This window comes from Nocardioides sp. Soil_C_8, from assembly GCF_057656315.1.
On record NZ_JBDGKQ010000001.1, the window covers coordinates 133,146 to 149,950 of the forward strand.

At 72.0% G+C, this 16,805-nt stretch carries 15 protein-coding genes; 6 read left to right on the top strand and 9 right to left on the bottom strand.

Features of this window, described 5'->3' with window-relative positions:
• Positions 1–76: 76 nt before the first annotated feature.
• Positions 77–847 (bottom strand): hypothetical protein, encoded by a 771-nt coding sequence (locus tag AC3A3L_RS00665; RefSeq protein ID WP_487638105.1) that lies wholly within the window; start codon positions 845–847, stop codon positions 77–79.
• Between the two features lie 236 nt (positions 848–1,083).
• Between AC3A3L_RS00665 and AC3A3L_RS00670 the strand changes: the two genes are divergently transcribed.
• A complete protein-coding gene (locus AC3A3L_RS00670) occupies positions 1,084–3,501 on the top strand; it encodes a LuxR C-terminal-related transcriptional regulator (protein ID WP_487638106.1) in 2,418 nt (805 codons plus the stop codon).
• Positions 3,502–3,571: 70 nt separating this feature from the next.
• Entirely contained in the window at positions 3,572–4,033 is a 462-nt protein-coding gene (locus AC3A3L_RS00675) for a VOC family protein (RefSeq protein ID WP_487638107.1), read from the top strand.
• 7 nt (positions 4,034–4,040) lie between these two features.
• On the opposite strand, the gene AC3A3L_RS00680 is transcribed toward AC3A3L_RS00675, so the two are convergent.
• Both AC3A3L_RS00680 and AC3A3L_RS00685 read right to left on the bottom strand, forming a co-directional pair.
• Positions 4,041–5,849 carry a 3-hydroxyacyl-CoA dehydrogenase family protein gene (locus AC3A3L_RS00680; protein ID WP_487638108.1) on the bottom strand — a complete coding sequence of 603 codons (1,809 nt, stop codon included), beginning with the start codon at positions 5,847–5,849 and terminating at the stop codon, positions 4,041–4,043.
• Between the two features lie 46 nt (positions 5,850–5,895).
• Positions 5,896–6,870: a hypothetical protein gene (locus AC3A3L_RS00685; protein ID WP_487638109.1), complete on the bottom strand. Its 975-nt coding sequence runs from the start codon at positions 6,868–6,870 to the stop codon at positions 5,896–5,898.
• Here AC3A3L_RS00685 and nucS point away from each other — a divergent pair.
• Both nucS and AC3A3L_RS00695 read left to right on the top strand, forming a co-directional pair.
• Complete coding sequence (gene nucS / locus AC3A3L_RS00690) at positions 6,859–7,581, top strand: endonuclease NucS (protein WP_487638110.1); 723 nt, start codon at positions 6,859–6,861, stop codon at positions 7,579–7,581. The genes AC3A3L_RS00685 and nucS overlap by 12 nt on opposite strands.
• Positions 7,581–8,021: a DUF952 domain-containing protein gene (locus AC3A3L_RS00695; protein WP_487638111.1), complete on the top strand. Its 441-nt coding sequence runs from the start codon at positions 7,581–7,583 to the stop codon at positions 8,019–8,021. Before nucS ends, AC3A3L_RS00695 begins: the two co-directional genes overlap by 1 nt.
• Before the next feature lie 24 nt (positions 8,022–8,045).
• Here AC3A3L_RS00695 and AC3A3L_RS00700 read toward each other — a convergent pair whose 3' ends face one another.
• The 6 genes from AC3A3L_RS00700 to AC3A3L_RS00725 form a co-directional block, all read right to left on the bottom strand.
• Complete coding sequence (locus AC3A3L_RS00700; RefSeq protein ID WP_487638112.1) at positions 8,046–8,657, bottom strand: histidine phosphatase family protein; 612 nt, start codon at positions 8,655–8,657, stop codon at positions 8,046–8,048.
• Positions 8,650–9,564, bottom strand: a complete 915-nt coding sequence (locus AC3A3L_RS00705; protein ID WP_487638113.1) for an NAD(P)/FAD-dependent oxidoreductase — start codon at positions 9,562–9,564, stop codon at positions 8,650–8,652. The genes AC3A3L_RS00700 and AC3A3L_RS00705 overlap by 8 nt, the downstream gene beginning before the upstream one ends.
• 12 nt (positions 9,565–9,576) lie before the next feature.
• Entirely contained in the window at positions 9,577–10,107 is a 531-nt protein-coding gene (locus AC3A3L_RS00710; RefSeq protein WP_487638114.1) for a ferritin, read from the bottom strand.
• 42 nt (positions 10,108–10,149) lie between these two features.
• Positions 10,150–10,389, bottom strand: a complete 240-nt coding sequence (locus AC3A3L_RS00715; protein ID WP_487638115.1) for a hypothetical protein — start codon at positions 10,387–10,389, stop codon at positions 10,150–10,152.
• 31 nt (positions 10,390–10,420) lie between these two features.
• Entirely contained in the window at positions 10,421–12,451 is a 2,031-nt protein-coding gene (locus tag AC3A3L_RS00720; protein WP_487638116.1) for a protein meaA, read from the bottom strand.
• Between the two features lie 70 nt (positions 12,452–12,521).
• Positions 12,522–12,842 (bottom strand): STAS domain-containing protein, encoded by a 321-nt coding sequence (locus AC3A3L_RS00725; protein ID WP_487638117.1) that lies wholly within the window; start codon positions 12,840–12,842, stop codon positions 12,522–12,524.
• Between the two features lie 132 nt (positions 12,843–12,974).
• On the opposite strand from AC3A3L_RS00725, the gene AC3A3L_RS00730 reads away from it, so the two are divergent.
• Together AC3A3L_RS00730 and AC3A3L_RS00735 are read left to right on the top strand one after the other, a co-directional pair.
• A complete protein-coding gene (locus AC3A3L_RS00730) occupies positions 12,975–13,547 on the top strand; it encodes a cob(I)yrinic acid a,c-diamide adenosyltransferase (protein WP_487638118.1) in 573 nt (190 codons plus the stop codon).
• Positions 13,548–13,616: 69 nt separating this feature from the next.
• Positions 13,617–16,787 (top strand): SNF2-related protein, encoded by a 3,171-nt coding sequence (locus tag AC3A3L_RS00735; RefSeq protein ID WP_487638119.1) that lies wholly within the window; start codon positions 13,617–13,619, stop codon positions 16,785–16,787.
• Positions 16,788–16,805: the final 18 nt, after the last annotated feature.

Below are 16,805 nucleotides of genomic sequence, written 5' to 3' on the forward strand. Positions count from 1 at the left end.
CTAGGCCCGCGGTGCACCGGCCATCACACCCCGGAGGGGGGCCCTTCGGAGCCGCCCTCCCTGAGGGTGGAACAGGTCAGAAGTCGAAGCCGTCGAAGCCGTCGAACATGCCGCCGATGCCGTCGCCGATGCCGCCGAACATGTCACCGATGCCTTCCCCGATCGCGCCGATGCCCTCGCCCAGGCCGTCGAAGCCACCACCGAAGAGCATCCCCATGAACATCCAGTCCATCGGCGAGAAGGCGCCGAAGTAGCCCTGGGCGTAGGGCTGGTAGGCCCGGCCACCCTGCCAGTAGGGCACCCGCCGGGAGCCGACCATGACCTTGCGGATGTCGGGCTCGGCCCCGGCTCGCACGCGCTCGACGTCGAGGGCGCACGCCGGGACCTCGCGCTGGGCGCCACCCGGCGGCGTCCACGGGACGTCGGCGACCGACAGGCCGTGGCGCGGGTCGAAGAAGCACGGCGGGCGCCGCTGCGGCAGTGGCTCCCCCGCGACCCGGGCGCGCACGCACGCCATCGCGTAGCGACCGTCCTCGAGGATCTCGGTGACGTGCTTGACGTCCTCCGGCCGCGTGAGCGCTGCGGCGGCGACCTTGGCCGACTCGTAGGAGTCGAGGGCGCGCTGGTAGTCGGCGTTGGCGCCGGCGTCCAGGGGATGCCCGGCCAGCTCGATGTCGAGGTCCTGCAGCTCCACGCCGAGCGCGGTCACGTCCTCCTCGGCGAGCTTCTTCACCGGCGCGACCTCGGACTCCACGCGCGCCAGCTCGCGCCTCTTGCCCGTCTTGCCGGCCGTGACGGCGACCGCGACGAGGCCGCCGATGACGACCAGCAGGAGCAGCAGTTCCATGGCCACAGGGTACGCAGCGACGGCAAGACGTCAGGGCCCCAGAACCTGCAAGAGCAGGCCGCCCATCGACCCCCGACGATGTGCGACCTGCTCCGACAAGCGGCCGGTGGGCAGCGGGGCCATCCCCTCGCGCGGCCTCGATGCCCTCGGCGTACGAGAAGACTCCCGCGAACCGTGCGGTCCCGGCATCCGTAGTCCTACGTAACTCAGGTGCGTAGGAACGATAGATTCGGGTCGTGCTGTCCCCCTGTCTCGGTCGTGACGACGTCCAGCGAGCGCTGCGGGAGGCACTGGAGGAGTCGCGGTGGGTCACGGTCGTGGGTCCGCCCGGCAGCGGCAAGACGCTGCTCGTGCGTCACCTCGCCGCTGCCGCGACCGCCTCGTGGGTCGATGCCCGCAGCCTGCACACGATCGACGAGGTGCTGGTCGCGGCGCTGGAGAGCCTGGAGTCGGAGACGGCACCCGGTGACTCGCTGACGGGGGCGCTCGGTCGCGCCGTCGACGGGCGCGAGTGCCTGCTCGTCCTCGACGGCCTCGACCTCGACACCACGGCGGCGGGCCCGGTCCTGCAGTCGGTGCTGGAGGCCACGAGCGACGCCCGCGTGGTGGTGACGGCGCTGACGACCGCGGGCCAGCCGGCCGAGTCCGTCGTCCGGGTCGGACCGCTGCCGGTGCCCTCCGTCCGCGCTCCACTGGAGGGCCCGGCCGTCGAGCTCTTCCTGCGCCGCATCCGTGCCGCGGGCGGCCAGCAGGTGGACCTCGCCGAGCAGGCACACGAGGTACGCCGCCTGCTGCGCGCGACCGGCGGCCTCCCGCTGCTCATCGAGCAGGTCGCCGTGCAGTCCGCTCTCGTCGGGCTCAGCAACGCGATGTCCACCGTCAGCCTCGACCAGGCCGTGGACTCCGCCCACGACCTCCTCGACGACGCCAGCGCCGCCGCGCTGCGCCGCATCGGGCTCCTCGACTTCCACGTCGGCCTCGGCGTGCTGGCGCACGTGCTCGACGTCGGCGTCCCGGAGGCCGCCGAGCTGGCCGGCAACCTCGTGCGCCGTAGCCTGCTCGAGGTCGACCCGCAGGGTCACTTCGACATGCTCTCGCCCATCCGCGGTCGGGCGCGCGCACTCGCCCGACCGGACGACGTGGCTGCGGTGCGGGCCGGTCTGCTCGCGTGGGCCGAGACGCACGCGCCGGCACACGACAACTACGGAGCGGCCGACGCGGAGTGGCTGCGGGACCTGCCCGCCATGCGCCACGCGGTCCTGATGGCCTGCGCCGCGCCCGAGACGCGAGCCGACGGCTACTCGGTGGCCAACCGCATCTTCTCGTCCCTCTACACCTCGATGCGTGCGCGCGAGGCCGTCGAGATCCTCGAGGGTGCCCTCGCCAGCGGCGACGGCCCTCCGGGGATCGGCGCCCAGATCGCACGCCGCGCCGGCATCGCGGCGTCCGAGGTCCGCGGCACCTACGAGGGGCTGTGGCTCCTCGCGCGCTCGGACGAGCACGCCTCTGCCGCGCCCATCCCCGAGGAGCAGCTCTCGAAGACCGCGTCCATCCGGGCCGAGATGCACCTCGACGCGGGCGACCTGGCCAGCGCCGAGGCCGAGGCCCTGCGCGCGATCGAGCTCGACCCCGACGGCTCGATCACTCGTCAGGCCACCCGCACGCTCGCCGACCTGTACGCCTCCCAGGGCCGCTTCGACGAGGCCACGGAGGCCGCCGTCGCCGCGATGCCCGCCCGCATCACCGGCGACGAGCGCTGGATCGACCTGTCGCTCCGCACCGTCCTCGCCCGCATCGCGCTCGAGCAGGGCCGCATCGCCGAGGCCGTCGCCGGGACCCGAGCGGTCGTCGTCGAGGCGCGCGAGCTCGCGGAGGACCGGGTCGGGCTGCTCGCCGAGACGCTCCTGCGCAACCTCGACCCGACCTGGGTCGCCACCGACGTGGTGCGGGAGACGCTGCCCTGGGCCGTCCGGCTGCCGGTGCTGGCCCAGGACGGAAGGGACCTCCTGGCCAGGGGCGACGCCAAGCGCGCGGCGGGACTCGCCGCCGACGTGGTCGCCCTGGCCGACTCCGCGCGGCTGGGCCGCGACGGCGTCGACGCCCGCCTGCTGCTCGGCCGCGCGCTGGTGGGCCTCGACGACCTCGACCAGGCGACGACGACGTACCTCACCGCCCTCGACCACTGCCGCACCATGCGCCTGCCGCTGCGGGCGGCTGACGTGCTCGACGGACTCGCCGGCGTCGCACGGGCGCGCGACCTGCCCGAGGCCCGCTTGCTCGCCGCCACCGCGTTCGCGCTCCGCACGCCACGCAAGGCCGTCCGCTGGGGCTACTCCGCGGACTACGACGTGGTGCCGGCCGCGAAGGCGCCCGCCGAGTGGCTCGACGGGGACGACCTGTCCGCCGAGGCGGTGCCGCTCGTCGCGGACGTCCTCAACCGGACCACGCCCGCGCGGCCGTCGGTGCTCGACGCGCTCACGGCCGCGGAGCGCCAGGTCGCCGAGCGGGTGGCGCACGGACTGACGAGCCGCCAGATCGCCGAGGAGCTCTACGTCTCCCCCCGCACCGTCGACGCACACCTCACCCACATCTACCGCAAGCTCGACATCAACACCCGCGCCCGGCTCGCCGCGCTCGTCGTCGACAACCGCTGACCTTCGTCAGCGGGCCGCCGGTCATCGCTGTCGGTGGCCGCTGTCGGTGGTGCGCGGCAGGATGACCGGCATGAGCCGGACCATCCAGGTGACCTTCGACGCCCACGATCCCGAGACGCTCTCCCGTTTCTGGGCCGACGCCATGGGCTACGTCAACCCACCGCCGCCCGGGCGCGACCTCGCGCCCGGCCAGGACCCCTTCGACGCGTGGCACGACTTCCTCCGCGAGGTCGGCGTCCCCGAGTCGGAGTGGAACTCGGCCTCGGCCGCACAGGACCCCGACGGTGCGGGCCCGAGGCTGTTCTTCCAGCGGGTGCCCGAGGGCAAGAGCGCGAAGAACCGCGTCCACCTCGACCTCCGGGCCGCACCCGGCCTCGAGGGCGAGGAGCGGATGGCCGCGCTCGAGGCCGAGTGCGAGCGGCTCGTCGCCCTCGGCGCCTCGCGGGTCGAGCGCCACGAGCCCGCGCCGCCGATGACCGCCGGCCACATCGTGATGACCGACCCCGAGGGCAACGAGTTCTGCCTCGACTGACCAGCCGCTACCGCGCGCTGTAGTCGCGGAAGCCGCGACCGGTCTTGCGACCGAGGTAGCCGGCGGTGACGAGGTGCTCGAGCAGCGGAGCGGGTGCGAAGCCCGGCTCGCGGAACTCGAGGTAGAGCTCGCGCTGGATGGCCAGCGACACGTCGTTGCCGACCACGTCGAGCAGCTCGAACGGCCCCATCGGGAGCGCACACCCCTGCTTCATCGCCGTGTCGATGTCGTCCGCGGTCGCGTAGTGGGCCTCGAGCATCTTCACCGCGTCGTTGAGATAGGGGAAGAGCAGCGCGTTGACGATGAAGCCGGAGCGGTCGCCGCACCGCACCGCCACCTTGCCGACCTGCTCGCACAGCGCGAGGACGGTCTCGGTGACGGCCTCGTCGGTGGCGACGGTGGACACGACCTCGACGAGCTTCATGATCGCGGCGGGGTTGAAGAAGTGCATGCCGATGACGTCCTGCGGACGCTTGGTCACCTTCGCCATCGCGATGATCGGCAGCGAGGAGGTGGTCGTCGCCAGGATCGCGCCTGCCCCTCCTCGACCACCCGTACAGATCTCGTCGAGGTTCTCGAAGAGCGTGGTCTTGATCGCGAGGTCCTCGGCGATCGCCTCGACGACGAGGTCGACGTCCCTGAGGTCGTCGAGCGAGGTCGTGCCGCGCACCCGCCCGAGCACCTCGGTCTTCTGCTCCTCGGTGGCGCGGCCGCGCTGGATCTGCTTGTCGAAGTTCTTCGCGATGGCGGCGACGACGCCGTCGACCTTGTCCTGGCCACGCCCCGTGAAGAGCACGTCGTGGCCGGCCTTCGCGAAGACCTCGACGATGCCGGTGGCCATGGTTCCGGTGCCGACGACGCCGACGAGCCGGATGTCGTGGCGCAGCTGCGGCTTGTCGTCGGCGCTCGGGGTGTGGGCGTCGGCGACGACGATCGGGCTGTCGGGCGCCTCGTAGGTGTAGAAGCCCCGGCCCGACTTGCGGCCGAGCAGGCCGGCGGTGACGTACTGCTTGAGGATCGGGGCCGGCGCGTGGAGCCGGTCGCGGCCCTGCTTGTACATCGTGTCGAGGATCTCGTAGGCCGTGTCGAGGCCGATCAGGTCGAGCAGCGCGAGCGGCCCCATCGGGTAGCCGCAGCCGAACCGCATCGCGGCGTCGATGTCCTCGCGCGAGGCGTACTTGCCCTCGTACATCGCGACCGCGTGGTTCAGGTAGCCGAAGAGCAGCGTGTTGGCGATGAAACCCGCCTTGTCGCCGCACACGACCGGGTTCTTGCCGAGGTCGACGAGCAGCGCCTGGACGTCGGCGAGCACGTCGGGCTCGGTGACCACGGTGCGGATGATCTCGACGAGGTCCTGCACGGGCGCGGGGTTGAAGAAGTGGACGCCCACCACGCGCCCGGGGCGGGCGTTGGCCGTGGAGATCTCGGTGACGCTGAGCGACGAGGTGTTGGTCGCCAGGACCGCGTCCGGCCGGACGATGTCGTCCAGCCGCCGGAAGATCGACTTCTTGACCTCGAGCGACTCGACGACGGCCTCCACCACCAGGTCGGCCGCCGCGAGGTCCTGCATGTCGGTGGTGAGCGTGATCCGGCCGAGGAGCTCGTCGGCCTGCTCCTGCGTCATCTTCTCGCGCTTGACCGCGCGACCGGTCGAGTGCTCGAGGTGCTCGCGTCCTCGCTGCACGGCGGCGTCGCCGACCTCGACGCCGATGACCGCGTAGCCGTTGCGCGCGAAGACCTCGGCGATGCCGGCGCCCATGGTGCCGAGGCCGATGACGCCGACGGTGGTGAACTCGCGAGTAGGCGTGTCAGTCATGGACGCATGCTCCCATGCCGTCCCGGCATCGCGGGTGTGGCAACCGTCACTCCGCCGAGGCACCCGCGGGCCGTACGACGCGGACCTCGTCCCCCGGTCGCACCGGGCCCGGCCGCACCACCTTCGCGCACAGTCCGCGCAGCCGGCGGGGCTTGCCCTCAGGGCCGTTCACGAAGGCCAGCGCGTCCTTGCCGAAGCGCGCGATGAACTTGCCGCACCCGGTGTGCGGCTGGTCGGTGACCACGATGACAGCGCCGTCCGGGCCACCGATGTGCAGCTCGCTCCACACGGGCAGGTTGTCGTGGGACAGGTCGAGGTCGACGAACATCTGGTCGCCGGCGAGCCGCTCGCGATCGGGGTCCTGGGCGAGGAACTCGACGAGCCGGTGGTTCATCAGGTTGAGCTGCATGTCGGGGTGCGGCGACCCGTCCGGCATCCGACGGCTCCCGCGCTCGATCCAGGTGTCACCCACCAGGCCCTCGGTGACGTCGAGGTGGCCGACGTCCAGCACCTCGCGCTGCCCCGGCCCGGGTCGGCGTACGACGGCGCGCAGCGACCCGACGTCGCGCGGGCTCGCGTCGAGCTCGGGCAGGAGGGCCGACAGCTCGGTCGACGTGCGGTGGGCACGCAGCACGCGACGCACCAGGACACGGCCGGGGGCCTCGGGCATCCGGGCGAGGGGGCCGGGCAGTGGCTCGTCGGCTGCGATCCGGACGAAGCCGAGCTCGGCGTAGGTCGCTTCCTCAGCCCCGGCGTAGGGACGGGCGCTGACCTGGCCGTGGCCGCGCACGGCGAGGCGTTCGCACGCAGCCTCGACCAGGTCGCGTGCCATGGTGCCGTCCAGGTCCGCGCCGACGACGAGCGCCGAGAGGTGGGCGTGGCCGTCGAGCAGGTCGACGCGGACGTGCCCGACCGGCGGATCGCCCGCCACCATCACGAAGCCGGGCGTGCTCCGTCGCTCGTCGAGGTCGAGCTGCACGAGGTCGCGCTGGCGCGCGGGGCGGACTGCGTGGTCGGTCACGGGGTCACTGTAGATTCGCCCGTCGTGAGGATCGTCGTCGCACGCTGCCAGGTGGACTACGCCGGACGTCTGTCGGCCCACCTACCGCTCGCCACCCGCGTCCTGATGCTCAAGTCGGACGGGTCGGTGCTGATCCACTCCGACGGCGGCTCCTACAAGCCGCTCAACTGGATGTCGCCCCCGTGCACGGTCCGGGAGGGCGTGTCCGAGGACGGTCGCGCCGAGTGGCTGGTGACCGCGACGAAGTCGGACGACACGCTGCGCATCCTCATCGACGAGGTGCTCCACGACACCTCGCACGACCTCGGCATCGATCCCGGCCTGCAGAAGGACGGCGTCGAGAAGCACCTCCAAGAGCTGCTCGCCGAGCACCCCGCCACCCTCGCCGACGGCCTCACCCTGGTCCGGCGCGAGTACATGACGGCCATCGGTCCCGTCGACCTCATGTGCCGCGACGCCGACGGCCTGTCGGTCGCGGTCGAGATCAAGCGGCGCGGCGAGATCGACGGCGTCGAGCAGCTCACCCGCTACCTCGAGCTCCTCAACCGCGACCCGATGCTGACCAGCAAGGGCCCGGTGCGCGGCATCTACGCCGCCCAGGAGATCAAGCCCCAGGCCCGCGTGCTCGCCACCGATCGCGGCATCGCCTGCGCCCTCGTCGACTACGACGCCCTCCGCGGGATGGACGACGCCGAGCACCGGCTGTTCTGATGGTGCCCGAGCGCATCTTCCACATCGCCACGGCCGCGGACTGGCGGCGGACGCTCGAGACCGGGACCTACTCCACCTCCACGATCGGGCGCAGCCTGGAGGAGGAGGGGTTCATCCACGCGAGCAGGCGCGACCAGGTGCAGGGTGTCTTCGACCGCTACTACCGCGACGCCGGCGAGCACCTCGTGCTGCTCACCATCGACCCGGCACGACTGGGTGCGGAGGTCCGGGTCGAGCCGGTCGGCGGCGACACCTACCCCCATGTCTACGGCCCGATCAACCGCGACGCCGTCGTCGAGGTGACGCCGCTCTCCCGTCGCGGCCGCAGCGAGACGCTGATGTCGCTGTGGATGAAGGGGATGGCCGTGCGCATGGGCCTGGCGCTGGCGGTCATGGCCGCCGTGGCGCTGCTGCTCTGGGCCGTGGGCATCGCGCGCTGACACGCCCGCCGTTGACGAGAGGGATCAGGCGATCGCCCGGCCCGCCCACGAGCGGGCCACCCAGCCGTCGGCGTCGGCCTCGAGCGCGACGACGCCACAGTTCGGGAGCGGGAGGTCGCGGGTGTGGTCGGCCGCGAGGTTGCGGGCGAGCAGCGGCAGGACCAGGCACATCACCCCGCCGTGGCTGACCACCAGCACGGACTCGCCGCGGTGCGAGTCGGCGACCTCCTCGAGGACGGCCTCGTAGCGTGCCACCACCTCCAGGCCGCTCTCGCCGCCGGGGATCCGCGCGGAGAGGTCGCCCCCGAGCCACGCGGCGAACGTCGCGGCGAAGGGATCGGGGTCGCCCGTGGTCCCGGCTGCGTCGCCGACACCGAACTCGCGCAGCCCGATGCGGACGGTGACGTCGGCGCCCACCGCGGCGGCGACGATCTCGCCGGTCTGCACGGCGCGCGACATGTCGCTGGTCCACACCCGGGCGATCCGCTCGCCCGCCAGCAGGTCGGCCAGGTCACGCGACTGCTGCCGGCCGACCGGGCTCAACCAGCCGCCCGCGTCGCTGAGGATCTCGCTCTCGTAGTCGGCGGCACCGTGGCGCGCCACGAAGATCCGTGCGGCGCACTGGAGGTCACCCATCGGCGAGACCCACCACGTCGTCCGCGCAGCCCCAGCTCACGGTGACTCCGCAGCCGCCGTGGCCGTAGCAGTGCACGACGTCCCCGACCCGTTCCAGCCGCACGGTCGGTCGGGCCGGCCGCAGGCCGACCTTGTGCCGGAGCACCCGGGCGCCGGCGATCTCGGGCGCCAGGACGGTGGCCCGCTCCAGGATGGACGTCGCGGTAGCCGGCTCGACGGTCCGGCTCCACTCCCCCGCCACGTGGGTGCCGCCCACCACGATGTCGCTCCCCCGCGGGATGACGTACGTCGGCGCGTCGCTGTCGAGCACCCAGCGCTCCAGGCCGACCTGCTCGACGTAGAGCACCTGGCCGCGGACCGGTCCGACGGCCGGGTCGGCGGCGAGGTGCTTGGCCCCGATGCCGCTGGCATTGACCACCAGGGAACCGCCCTCCGTGGGCAGGCTGCCGAGGTTCATCCGGGTGATCGTGCCGCCCAGGGCCGCGACCCGCGAGACGAGCCAGCGGAGGTAGACCGGCATCTCGATGACCGGGCAGGTCATCGTCCACCCGGTGGCGAAGCCCGCGGGGAGCCGTGTCTCCCGGTCCGGCCCGGCGCCGCTCGGCAGTGCCTCGTACCACCACGGGGGCGGCGACTCCTGGCGGAAGACCTCGGTCCCCTCCCGCACGGCCACACCGGTGCGGTCGTCGGCCGCGAGCCCGGCGAAGACGTCGTACGCCCGGCGGGACCACCGCAGCACGTGCTCCTGCTCGTTGACGTACGGCGACCACAGCGCGGCCGCGACCACGGAGGTGGTCTCGAGCGGCAGGTCGCGCGCGACGACGTCCACGCGGTGCCCGGCCTCGAGCAGCCGCACCGCACAGGTGAGTCCGACCACCCCGGCCCCGACGACGATCACACGCCCCATGGCTGCAGTCTGTCAGCCCCCGGCGCCCGCCTGTCGCGGTGCGGTCGGGTCCTCGCCCTCGCCGCCGTGCTCACGGGCGACGTACTCCTCGATGTCCTCGATGTCGTCGCGGTTGCGGGTCGCCACCGCCAGCAGGTCGCTCATCGTGGCGACCTCCTCGACCTGCTCCTTGATGAACCACTGCATGAACTGCTCGGAGGCGAAGTCACCCTCCTCACGCGCGATCCGCAGCAGGCCGTTGATCTGGTCGGTGACCGTGCGCTCCTGGGCCAGGGCCAGCTCGACGGGGGCGACGAGGTCGGCGAAGACCGACGTGGGCGCGGCGACGGCCGGGATGACCACCTCCGCGTCGGTGTCGACGAGGTACTGGACCATCATCATGGCGTGCCCGCGCTCCTCGAGCGCCTGCTCGTAGAAGAACGCCGCCATGCGGGGCATGGTGAGGACGTCGTAGTAGATGGCGCAGGCGAGGTACTGGTTGTGCGCAGCCAGCTCGTTGCCGATCTGGACGTTGAGCTGGTCGACGAAACGGGATGCCGGCACGGGGAGCCTCTCGATCGGTCAGGTGGGACGGGCCCGAGTCTCTCAGGCTGCCTTGGCGAGCTTCTTCTTGGTGACCTTCTTGCCGTCGAGCCGCACCAGCTTGCGCTTGTGGACGGTGTAGCCGACGGGGAGGGTGCCCTCCTTGAGCATGCGCAGCGGGCAGCGCTCGCAGCGCTTCTTCGACACGCAGCACTCGGTCTTGGGGAGCTTGCGCGCCGTCAGCTGGACGGACGCCTTGGCCTTGGCGCGCGCCTTCTTGTCCTTCTTGCTGCTCTTGCCCACGCCGGGAGGGTAGCAGAGGGTTAGGGCAGCCTTACCTATCGTCGCCCAAGCCGTGGGCGGCGCGGATCACGTCGACGAAGCCGCCCATGATGTCGGTCAGCCCGAAGTCCTTCGGGGTGTAGACCGCGGCCACCCCGCGCTCGACGAGCGCCCGGGCGTCCGAGGCCGGGATGATGCCCCCGACGATGACCGGCAGGTCGCCGAGACCCGCGGCCGCGAGCCCGTCGAGCACGTCGGGCACCAGCTCCATGTGGGAGCCCGAGAGGATCGAGAGCCCGACGAGGTGCACGTCCTCGGCGACGGCGGCGGCGACGATCTGGTCGGGGGTGAGCCGGATGCCCTGGTAGATCACCTCGAAGCCGGCGTCGCGCGCACGTACGGCGACCTGCTCGGCGCCGTTGGAGTGACCGTCGAGCCCCGGCTTGCCGACGAGCACCCGCAGCCGCCCGCCCAGCTCCTCGCCGGTCGCCCGCACCCGGTCACGGACCGCGGACAGCTCGGCGCCGGCCTCGGCGACGCCCACGGCACCACTGACACCGGTGGGGGCCCGGAACTCACCGAACACCTCGCGCAGCGTGCCGGCCCACTCCCCCGTCGTCGCGCCCGCCCGGGCAGCGACCAGGGTGGCCTCCATCAGGTTGGCGTCCGTCTTGGCGGCCTCCGCCAGGGCCGCGAGCGCCTCCGCGACCTCGGTCTCGTCGCGCTGGGCCTTCCACGCCTCGAGGCTGGCCAGGGCTGCTCGCTCGGCCTCGGGGTCGGCGGCCTGGATGGCCGAGTCGAGGTCGGCGGTGAGCGGCGAGGGCTCGGTGGTCTCGAACCTGTTGACCCCGACGATGACCTCCTCGCCGGACTCGATCCGGGCCCGGCGGGCGGCGTGCGCCGAGACGAGGTTCTGCTTCATGTAGCCGGACTCCACCGCAGCGATCGCCCCGCCCATCGCCTGGACCCGGTCGATCTCGGCCCTGGCTCCCTCGACCAGCTCGGTGACCTTGGCCTCGATGACGTGGCTGCCGGCGAAGATGTCGTCGTACTCGAGCAGGTCGGACTCGAAGGCGAGCACCTGCTGGAAGCGCAGCGACCACTGCTGGTCCCACGGCCTCGGCAGGCCGAGGGCCTCGTTCCACGCGGGGAGCTGGACGGCCCGGGCGCGGGCGTCCTTGGACAGCGTCACGCCGAGCATCTCCAGCACGATGCGCTGCACGTTGTTCTCGGGCTGGGCCTCGGTGAGGCCGAGCGAGTTGACCTGCACGCCGTAGCGGAAGCGGCGCATCTTCGGGTCCTGCACGCCGTAGCGCTCGCGGGTGATCTCGTCCCACAGCTGGACGAAGGCCCGCATCTTGCAGGTCTCCTCGACGAACCGGACGCCCGCGTTGACGAAGAACGAGATCCGGCCCACGACCTTCTCGAAGTCGTCGTCGGAGACCTGCCCGGAGCCCTTCACCTGGTCGAGCACGGCGATCGCCGTGCACATGGCGTAGGCCAGCTCCTGCACGGGCGTCGCGCCGGCCTCCTGCAGGTGGTAGCTGCAGATGTTGATCGGGTTCCACTTCGGGATCTCGTGGACCGTGTAGGCGATCATGTCGGCGATCAGGCGCAGGGACGCCTCCGGCCCGAAGACGTAGGTCCCCCGGGAGAGGTACTCCTTGATGATGTCGTTCTGGGTGGTGCCGGCGAGCTGGTGGGCCACCTCGTCCGGGGTGAGGTCGGGGTTCTGCTCCTCGGCCACGACCTGGTACATCGCGAGCAGCCACATCGCCGTGGCGTTGATGGTCATCGAGGTGTTCATCCCGGTCAGCGGGATGTCGGCGAAGAGCTTGCGCATCTCGCCCAGGTGCGGCACCGGTACGCCGACCTTGCCGACCTCGCCACGGCTCAGCGGGCTGTCCGGGTCGTAGCCGGTCTGCGTCGGGAGGTCGAAGGCGACGCTGAGTCCGGTCTGCCCCTTCGCCAGGTTGGTGCGGTAGAGCGCGTTGGACGCCTCGGCGGTGGAGTGGCCGGCGTAGGTGCGCATCACCCAGGGCCGGTCCTTGACGGGGCGCTCCGGCTCACCAGTCTCGGTCATGCTCGACAGGGTAGGGCGGCGGTTACCCGTCAGTCACCGGGTCGGACGTGTGACGGATGCCTCAGCGTGGTCACGCCGTCGCGGCGGCCCGTTCGACCTCGATGGCGTGCGCGAGCCGGGCGAGGTGCGCCATCCGGCGAACGGCCGGGCCCGGGTTGCGGACGGTCAGGTGGTGGCCGGCCAGCCACGCGTGGCGGGTGGCGACCGCCAGGAGGCGCAGCGCGGTCACGTCGATCGTGGAGACGTCGGTCATGTCGATGACGACGTCGTCGTCGTGCACGTCGATGCACTCGTAGATGGCGTTGCGGACCTCCCACGTGCTGCGCACGTCGAAGTCCCCGTGGAGGACGAGCACGTGTCCGTCGGCCGCCATGTCCGAGACGATGTCCATCCGGTGTGCTCCTCACCGGCGTCCCCCGACGCCTGCCCGTGACCGCTGTCACTGTTCCTGACGTATGTGTACCCCGTTCGGTTGCATCGATGCCTCACCTTTTCGGCGCGTCCCCGCCACTAGGCTCGGAGAATGGTCAACCTGACGCGCATCTACACCCGGACCGGCGACGCCGGTCGCACCCGGCTCGGCGACATGAGCGAGACCTCGAAGACCGACCTGCGCCTCGAGGCGTACGCCTGCGTCGACGAGGGCAACGCGCACATCGGCGTCGCCCTCGCCCACGGCGGCCTGGAGGACGACGTCGTCACGGTCCTGACCCGCGTGCAGAACGACCTCTTCGACGTCGGCGCCGACTTCTCGACCCCGGTCGTCCCGGACCCGCAGTACCCGCCGCTGCGCGTCGAGCAGGACTACGTCGACCGCCTCGAGGCGTGGTGCGACCACTACAACGAGGCGCTGCCGGCCCTGCGGTCGTTCATCCTCAACGGCGGGACGACCGCGGCGGCCCACCTCCACGTCGCGCGCACCGTCGTACGTCGTGCCGAGCGGGCCGGGTGGGCAGCGTGGACCGAGCACGAGGACACCATGAACATCCTCGCGATCACCTACCTCAACCGGCTCTCGGACCTGCTCTTCATCCTCGCCCGTCACGCCAACCGCGAGAACGGCGACGTCCTCTGGGTGCCCGGCGGGGAGCGCTGACCGGGGTCGCTCGGAGGCTGTGGAGAGCGCCCGCGCCCTGTCAGCGCACAGTGACACCATGAGCCACCCATGGACATCCGTCACGCGCTCACCGACGCCTACCTCGCCGGGTTCTTCGACCACGGTGCGCTGACCCGAGCCCGCCACTACCTCGACGCGGTCGAGGAGCTCGAGGTCGTCCACGAGACCGACAGCTCGCTGACGGCCACGGCAACGGTCGTCGGCACCGCGCCGGTCCCCTACCGCGTCCAGTTCCACGCCGAGGTGGACGCCGCTGCCGACTGGGTGTTCAGCGCGTGCTCGTGCCCGGTCACCCGGATGTGCAAGCACGGTGCGGCCGTCGCCCTCACCTTGCGCTCGCCCGCACCGGTCGTCACCGGCTCGGCGTGGCGTGAGCAGCTCAGTCGGCTCACCGACGACCTCGAGGCCCGCGCGCGCTCGACGCTCACCGGTCAGCAGCTGGGGCTGGAGCTCAGCAGGCGGTCGGCGTCACGATGGTCCCGCAGCCCCGCCGGCGAGCTGTCGATGCGTCCCGTGCGTCCCGGGGCGCGTCGCGGGTGGGCACGCAGCGGGGCGGAGTGGAGTGACGTGGTCGGGCCGGTCGCGACCTCCCGGTTCGTGCCGGCACAGGTCGATGCCCTGAGGGCCCTGCACCGCGGTCTCGTCGCCCGCCACGCCTACCTCGTGGCCGGGGCCGCGTCCGCCCTCGAGGACTACGGCGACCGGCTGGTCCCGCTGCTCCGCGAGGCGGTCGCCCACGGCGTCACCCTCGTCCCGGGCGCGGGGGTGGCCTCGGTCGTCGTCGCACCAGACGCCGCAGAGGTCGTCGCCGACCTCGCAGAGACCGACGAGGAGGTGAGGCTCGAGGTCTCCGTGCGGTCGGGGGGTCGGCGGTGGCGCGAGGCCGACGTGGTCCCCCTCGGCCGCCCGGCCACGTCGGTGGCCCTGTTCGAGGACGACCGCGTGGTGCTGGCCGCGCTTTCCGAGCCGTGTCACGACGCGTTGATGGATCTCGTCCTCGACCGCCGAACCGTGAGCGCTCCCCGCGCCGAGCGCGACGCCTTCCTGCACGCCCTCGCGCCCGTCGTGCGGAGGGTGCCGATCGAGTCGTCCGACGGCTCGGTGGAGGTGCCGGCGTCACCGCGTCCGAGGCTGTCCCTGACCGTCGCCTGGCAGTCCTCGACGTCCGCCGAGCTGCGCTGGGAGTGGCGCTACGGCGACCGCACGTGCGCCCCCACCTCGACCGACCCGCTCGACGGCCTGCGCGACCCGGCGGCAGAGCGGACGATCGTGGCCACCCTGCCCGACTCGTTGGCCGTGCCCGGCGCCGCGTCGTTGACCGGGTCCGTGTCGGGGGGCGACGCCCTCGCGCTGGCCCTGCACGACCTCCCCCACCTGCGCACCCTTCCCGACATCGATGTCGACGAGACCGCTCCACCCGCTTTCCGCGAGTCCACCGCCGACCCGCACGTCTCCTTCGTCCTGGCCGACGCGCAGCCCGACCACACCGACTGGCTCGACCTGGAGGTCTTCGTCCGCGTCGACGACGAGCAGGTCCCCTTGCCCGACGTGCTGGCGGCACTGACGCGCGACGAGGAGGTCCTGGTCCTGCCCAGTGGCACCTACATCACCCTCGACCGTCCGGAGTTCGCCCGCCTCCAGGAGCTGGTGGCCCTGGCGTCCCAGCTGCGCGAGTCGGAGCCCGACCGGCTCAGCGTGGGCACCGACGACCTGGGCGTGTGGGCCGAGGTCGCCGATCTCGGTGTGGTCGATGCGCGGGTGGCGGCGTGGGTGGAGCGGGCGAACGCACTCCGCGACGTCACCGAGCTGCCCCGTCCCGACCCGCCGCGCGGCCTGACGACCGAGCTCCGCCCCTACCAGCGTGATGGCTTCTGGTGGCTGGCCTTCCTTCACTCCCACGGCCTCGGCGGCATCCTGGCCGACGACATGGGGCTCGGGAAGACCCTCCAGGTACTGGCCCTGGTCGCGCACGTCAAGGCCGCGGGGACGGACGCACCCTTCCTCGTCGTCGCACCCACGAGCGTGGTCACGGCGTGGCGTCAGCAGGCCGTCACCCACGCACCCGGCCTGTCGGTGGGCGTCGTACGCCGTCGCAGCGACGACGTGGAGCGCCTTGCCGCGACCCACGACGTGGTCGTCACGACCTACGCCATGCTCCGGCTCGAGCGCGAGCAGTTCGCGGCGCAGCGTTGGAGCGGGCTCGTGCTCGACGAGGCCCAGCAGGTCAAGAACCACCTCGGCAAGACCTACGCGGCTGCGCGCGCGATCCACTCCGACTTCCGCCTCGCCGTCACGGGCACGCCGTTCGAGAACCGCCTGATGGAGCTGTGGGCCCTGCTCTCGATCACCGCGCCTGGCCTCTACCCCACCTCGCGGCGGTTCCGGGAGGTCGTGGTCGTCCCGGTCGAGAAGGACGGGGACGACGACGCGCTCCGGCGCCTTCGCGCCCGGATCCGTCCGTTCGTGCTGCGCCGCACCAAGGAGCTCGTGGCCGCCGAACTTCCACCCAAGCAGGAGCAGGTGCTCGAGGTCGAGCTCGAGCCGCGGCACCGCAAGATCTACGACACCCACCTCGCCAAGGAACGCCAGAAGATCCTCGGACTCGTGGACGACTTCGACCGCAACCGCGTGGCGATCTTCAGCGCGCTCACCCGCCTCCGCCAGCTCGCCCTCGACCCTGCCCTCGTCGACTCCGCGCACGACCACGTCGGCTCGGCGAAGACCGAGCTGCTCGCCGAGCACCTGCAGGAGATCACCGCCGAGGGCCACCGCTCGCTGGTGTTCAGCACGTTCACCTCCTTCCTCCGCCGCGTGCGCGACCGGTTGACCCAGGAGGGCGTCGCCACCGTCTACCTCGACGGCACGACACGCGACCGCGACGAGGTGATCGAGGCGTTCCGCGGCGGTGAGGCACCCGTGTTCCTGATCAGCCTCAAGGCCGGCGGCACCGGGCTCACCCTCACCGAGGCCGACTACGTCTTCCTGCTGGATCCTTGGTGGAACCCCGCCGCCGAGGCGCAGGCCGTCGACCGAGCCCACCGCATTGGACAGGACAAGCGCGTGCTCGTCTACCGCATGGTCGCCACGGACACGATCGAGGAGAAGGTCACTGCCCTGAAGGCCCGCAAGGCCGAGCTGTTCGCCAAGGTCGTCGACGGCGGCGGCGCGACGGCGACCGGGATCACCGCCGACGACGTCCGCCGCCTGTTCGAGGAATGACGACCCTTTCGCCCGATG

Coding starts and splice junctions, on each gene's coding strand:
- AC3A3L_RS00665 (WP_487638105.1), bottom strand. CDS start 847: ATGGAACTGCTGCTCCTGCTGGTCGTCATCGGCGGCCTCGTCGCGGTC.
- AC3A3L_RS00675 (WP_487638107.1), top strand. CDS start 3,572: ATGAGCCGGACCATCCAGGTGACCTTCGACGCCCACGATCCCGAGACG.
- AC3A3L_RS00680 (WP_487638108.1), bottom strand. CDS start 5,849: ATGACTGACACGCCTACTCGCGAGTTCACCACCGTCGGCGTCATCGGC.
- AC3A3L_RS00695 (WP_487638111.1), top strand. CDS start 7,581: ATGGTGCCCGAGCGCATCTTCCACATCGCCACGGCCGCGGACTGGCGG.
- AC3A3L_RS00700 (WP_487638112.1), bottom strand. CDS start 8,657: ATGGGTGACCTCCAGTGCGCCGCACGGATCTTCGTGGCGCGCCACGGT.
- AC3A3L_RS00705 (WP_487638113.1), bottom strand. CDS start 9,564: ATGGGGCGTGTGATCGTCGTCGGGGCCGGGGTGGTCGGACTCACCTGT.
- AC3A3L_RS00720 (WP_487638116.1), bottom strand. CDS start 12,451: ATGACCGAGACTGGTGAGCCGGAGCGCCCCGTCAAGGACCGGCCCTGG.
- AC3A3L_RS00725 (WP_487638117.1), bottom strand. CDS start 12,842: ATGGACATCGTCTCGGACATGGCGGCCGACGGACACGTGCTCGTCCTC.
- AC3A3L_RS00730 (WP_487638118.1), top strand. CDS start 12,975: ATGGTCAACCTGACGCGCATCTACACCCGGACCGGCGACGCCGGTCGC.
- AC3A3L_RS00735 (WP_487638119.1), top strand. CDS start 13,617: ATGGACATCCGTCACGCGCTCACCGACGCCTACCTCGCCGGGTTCTTC.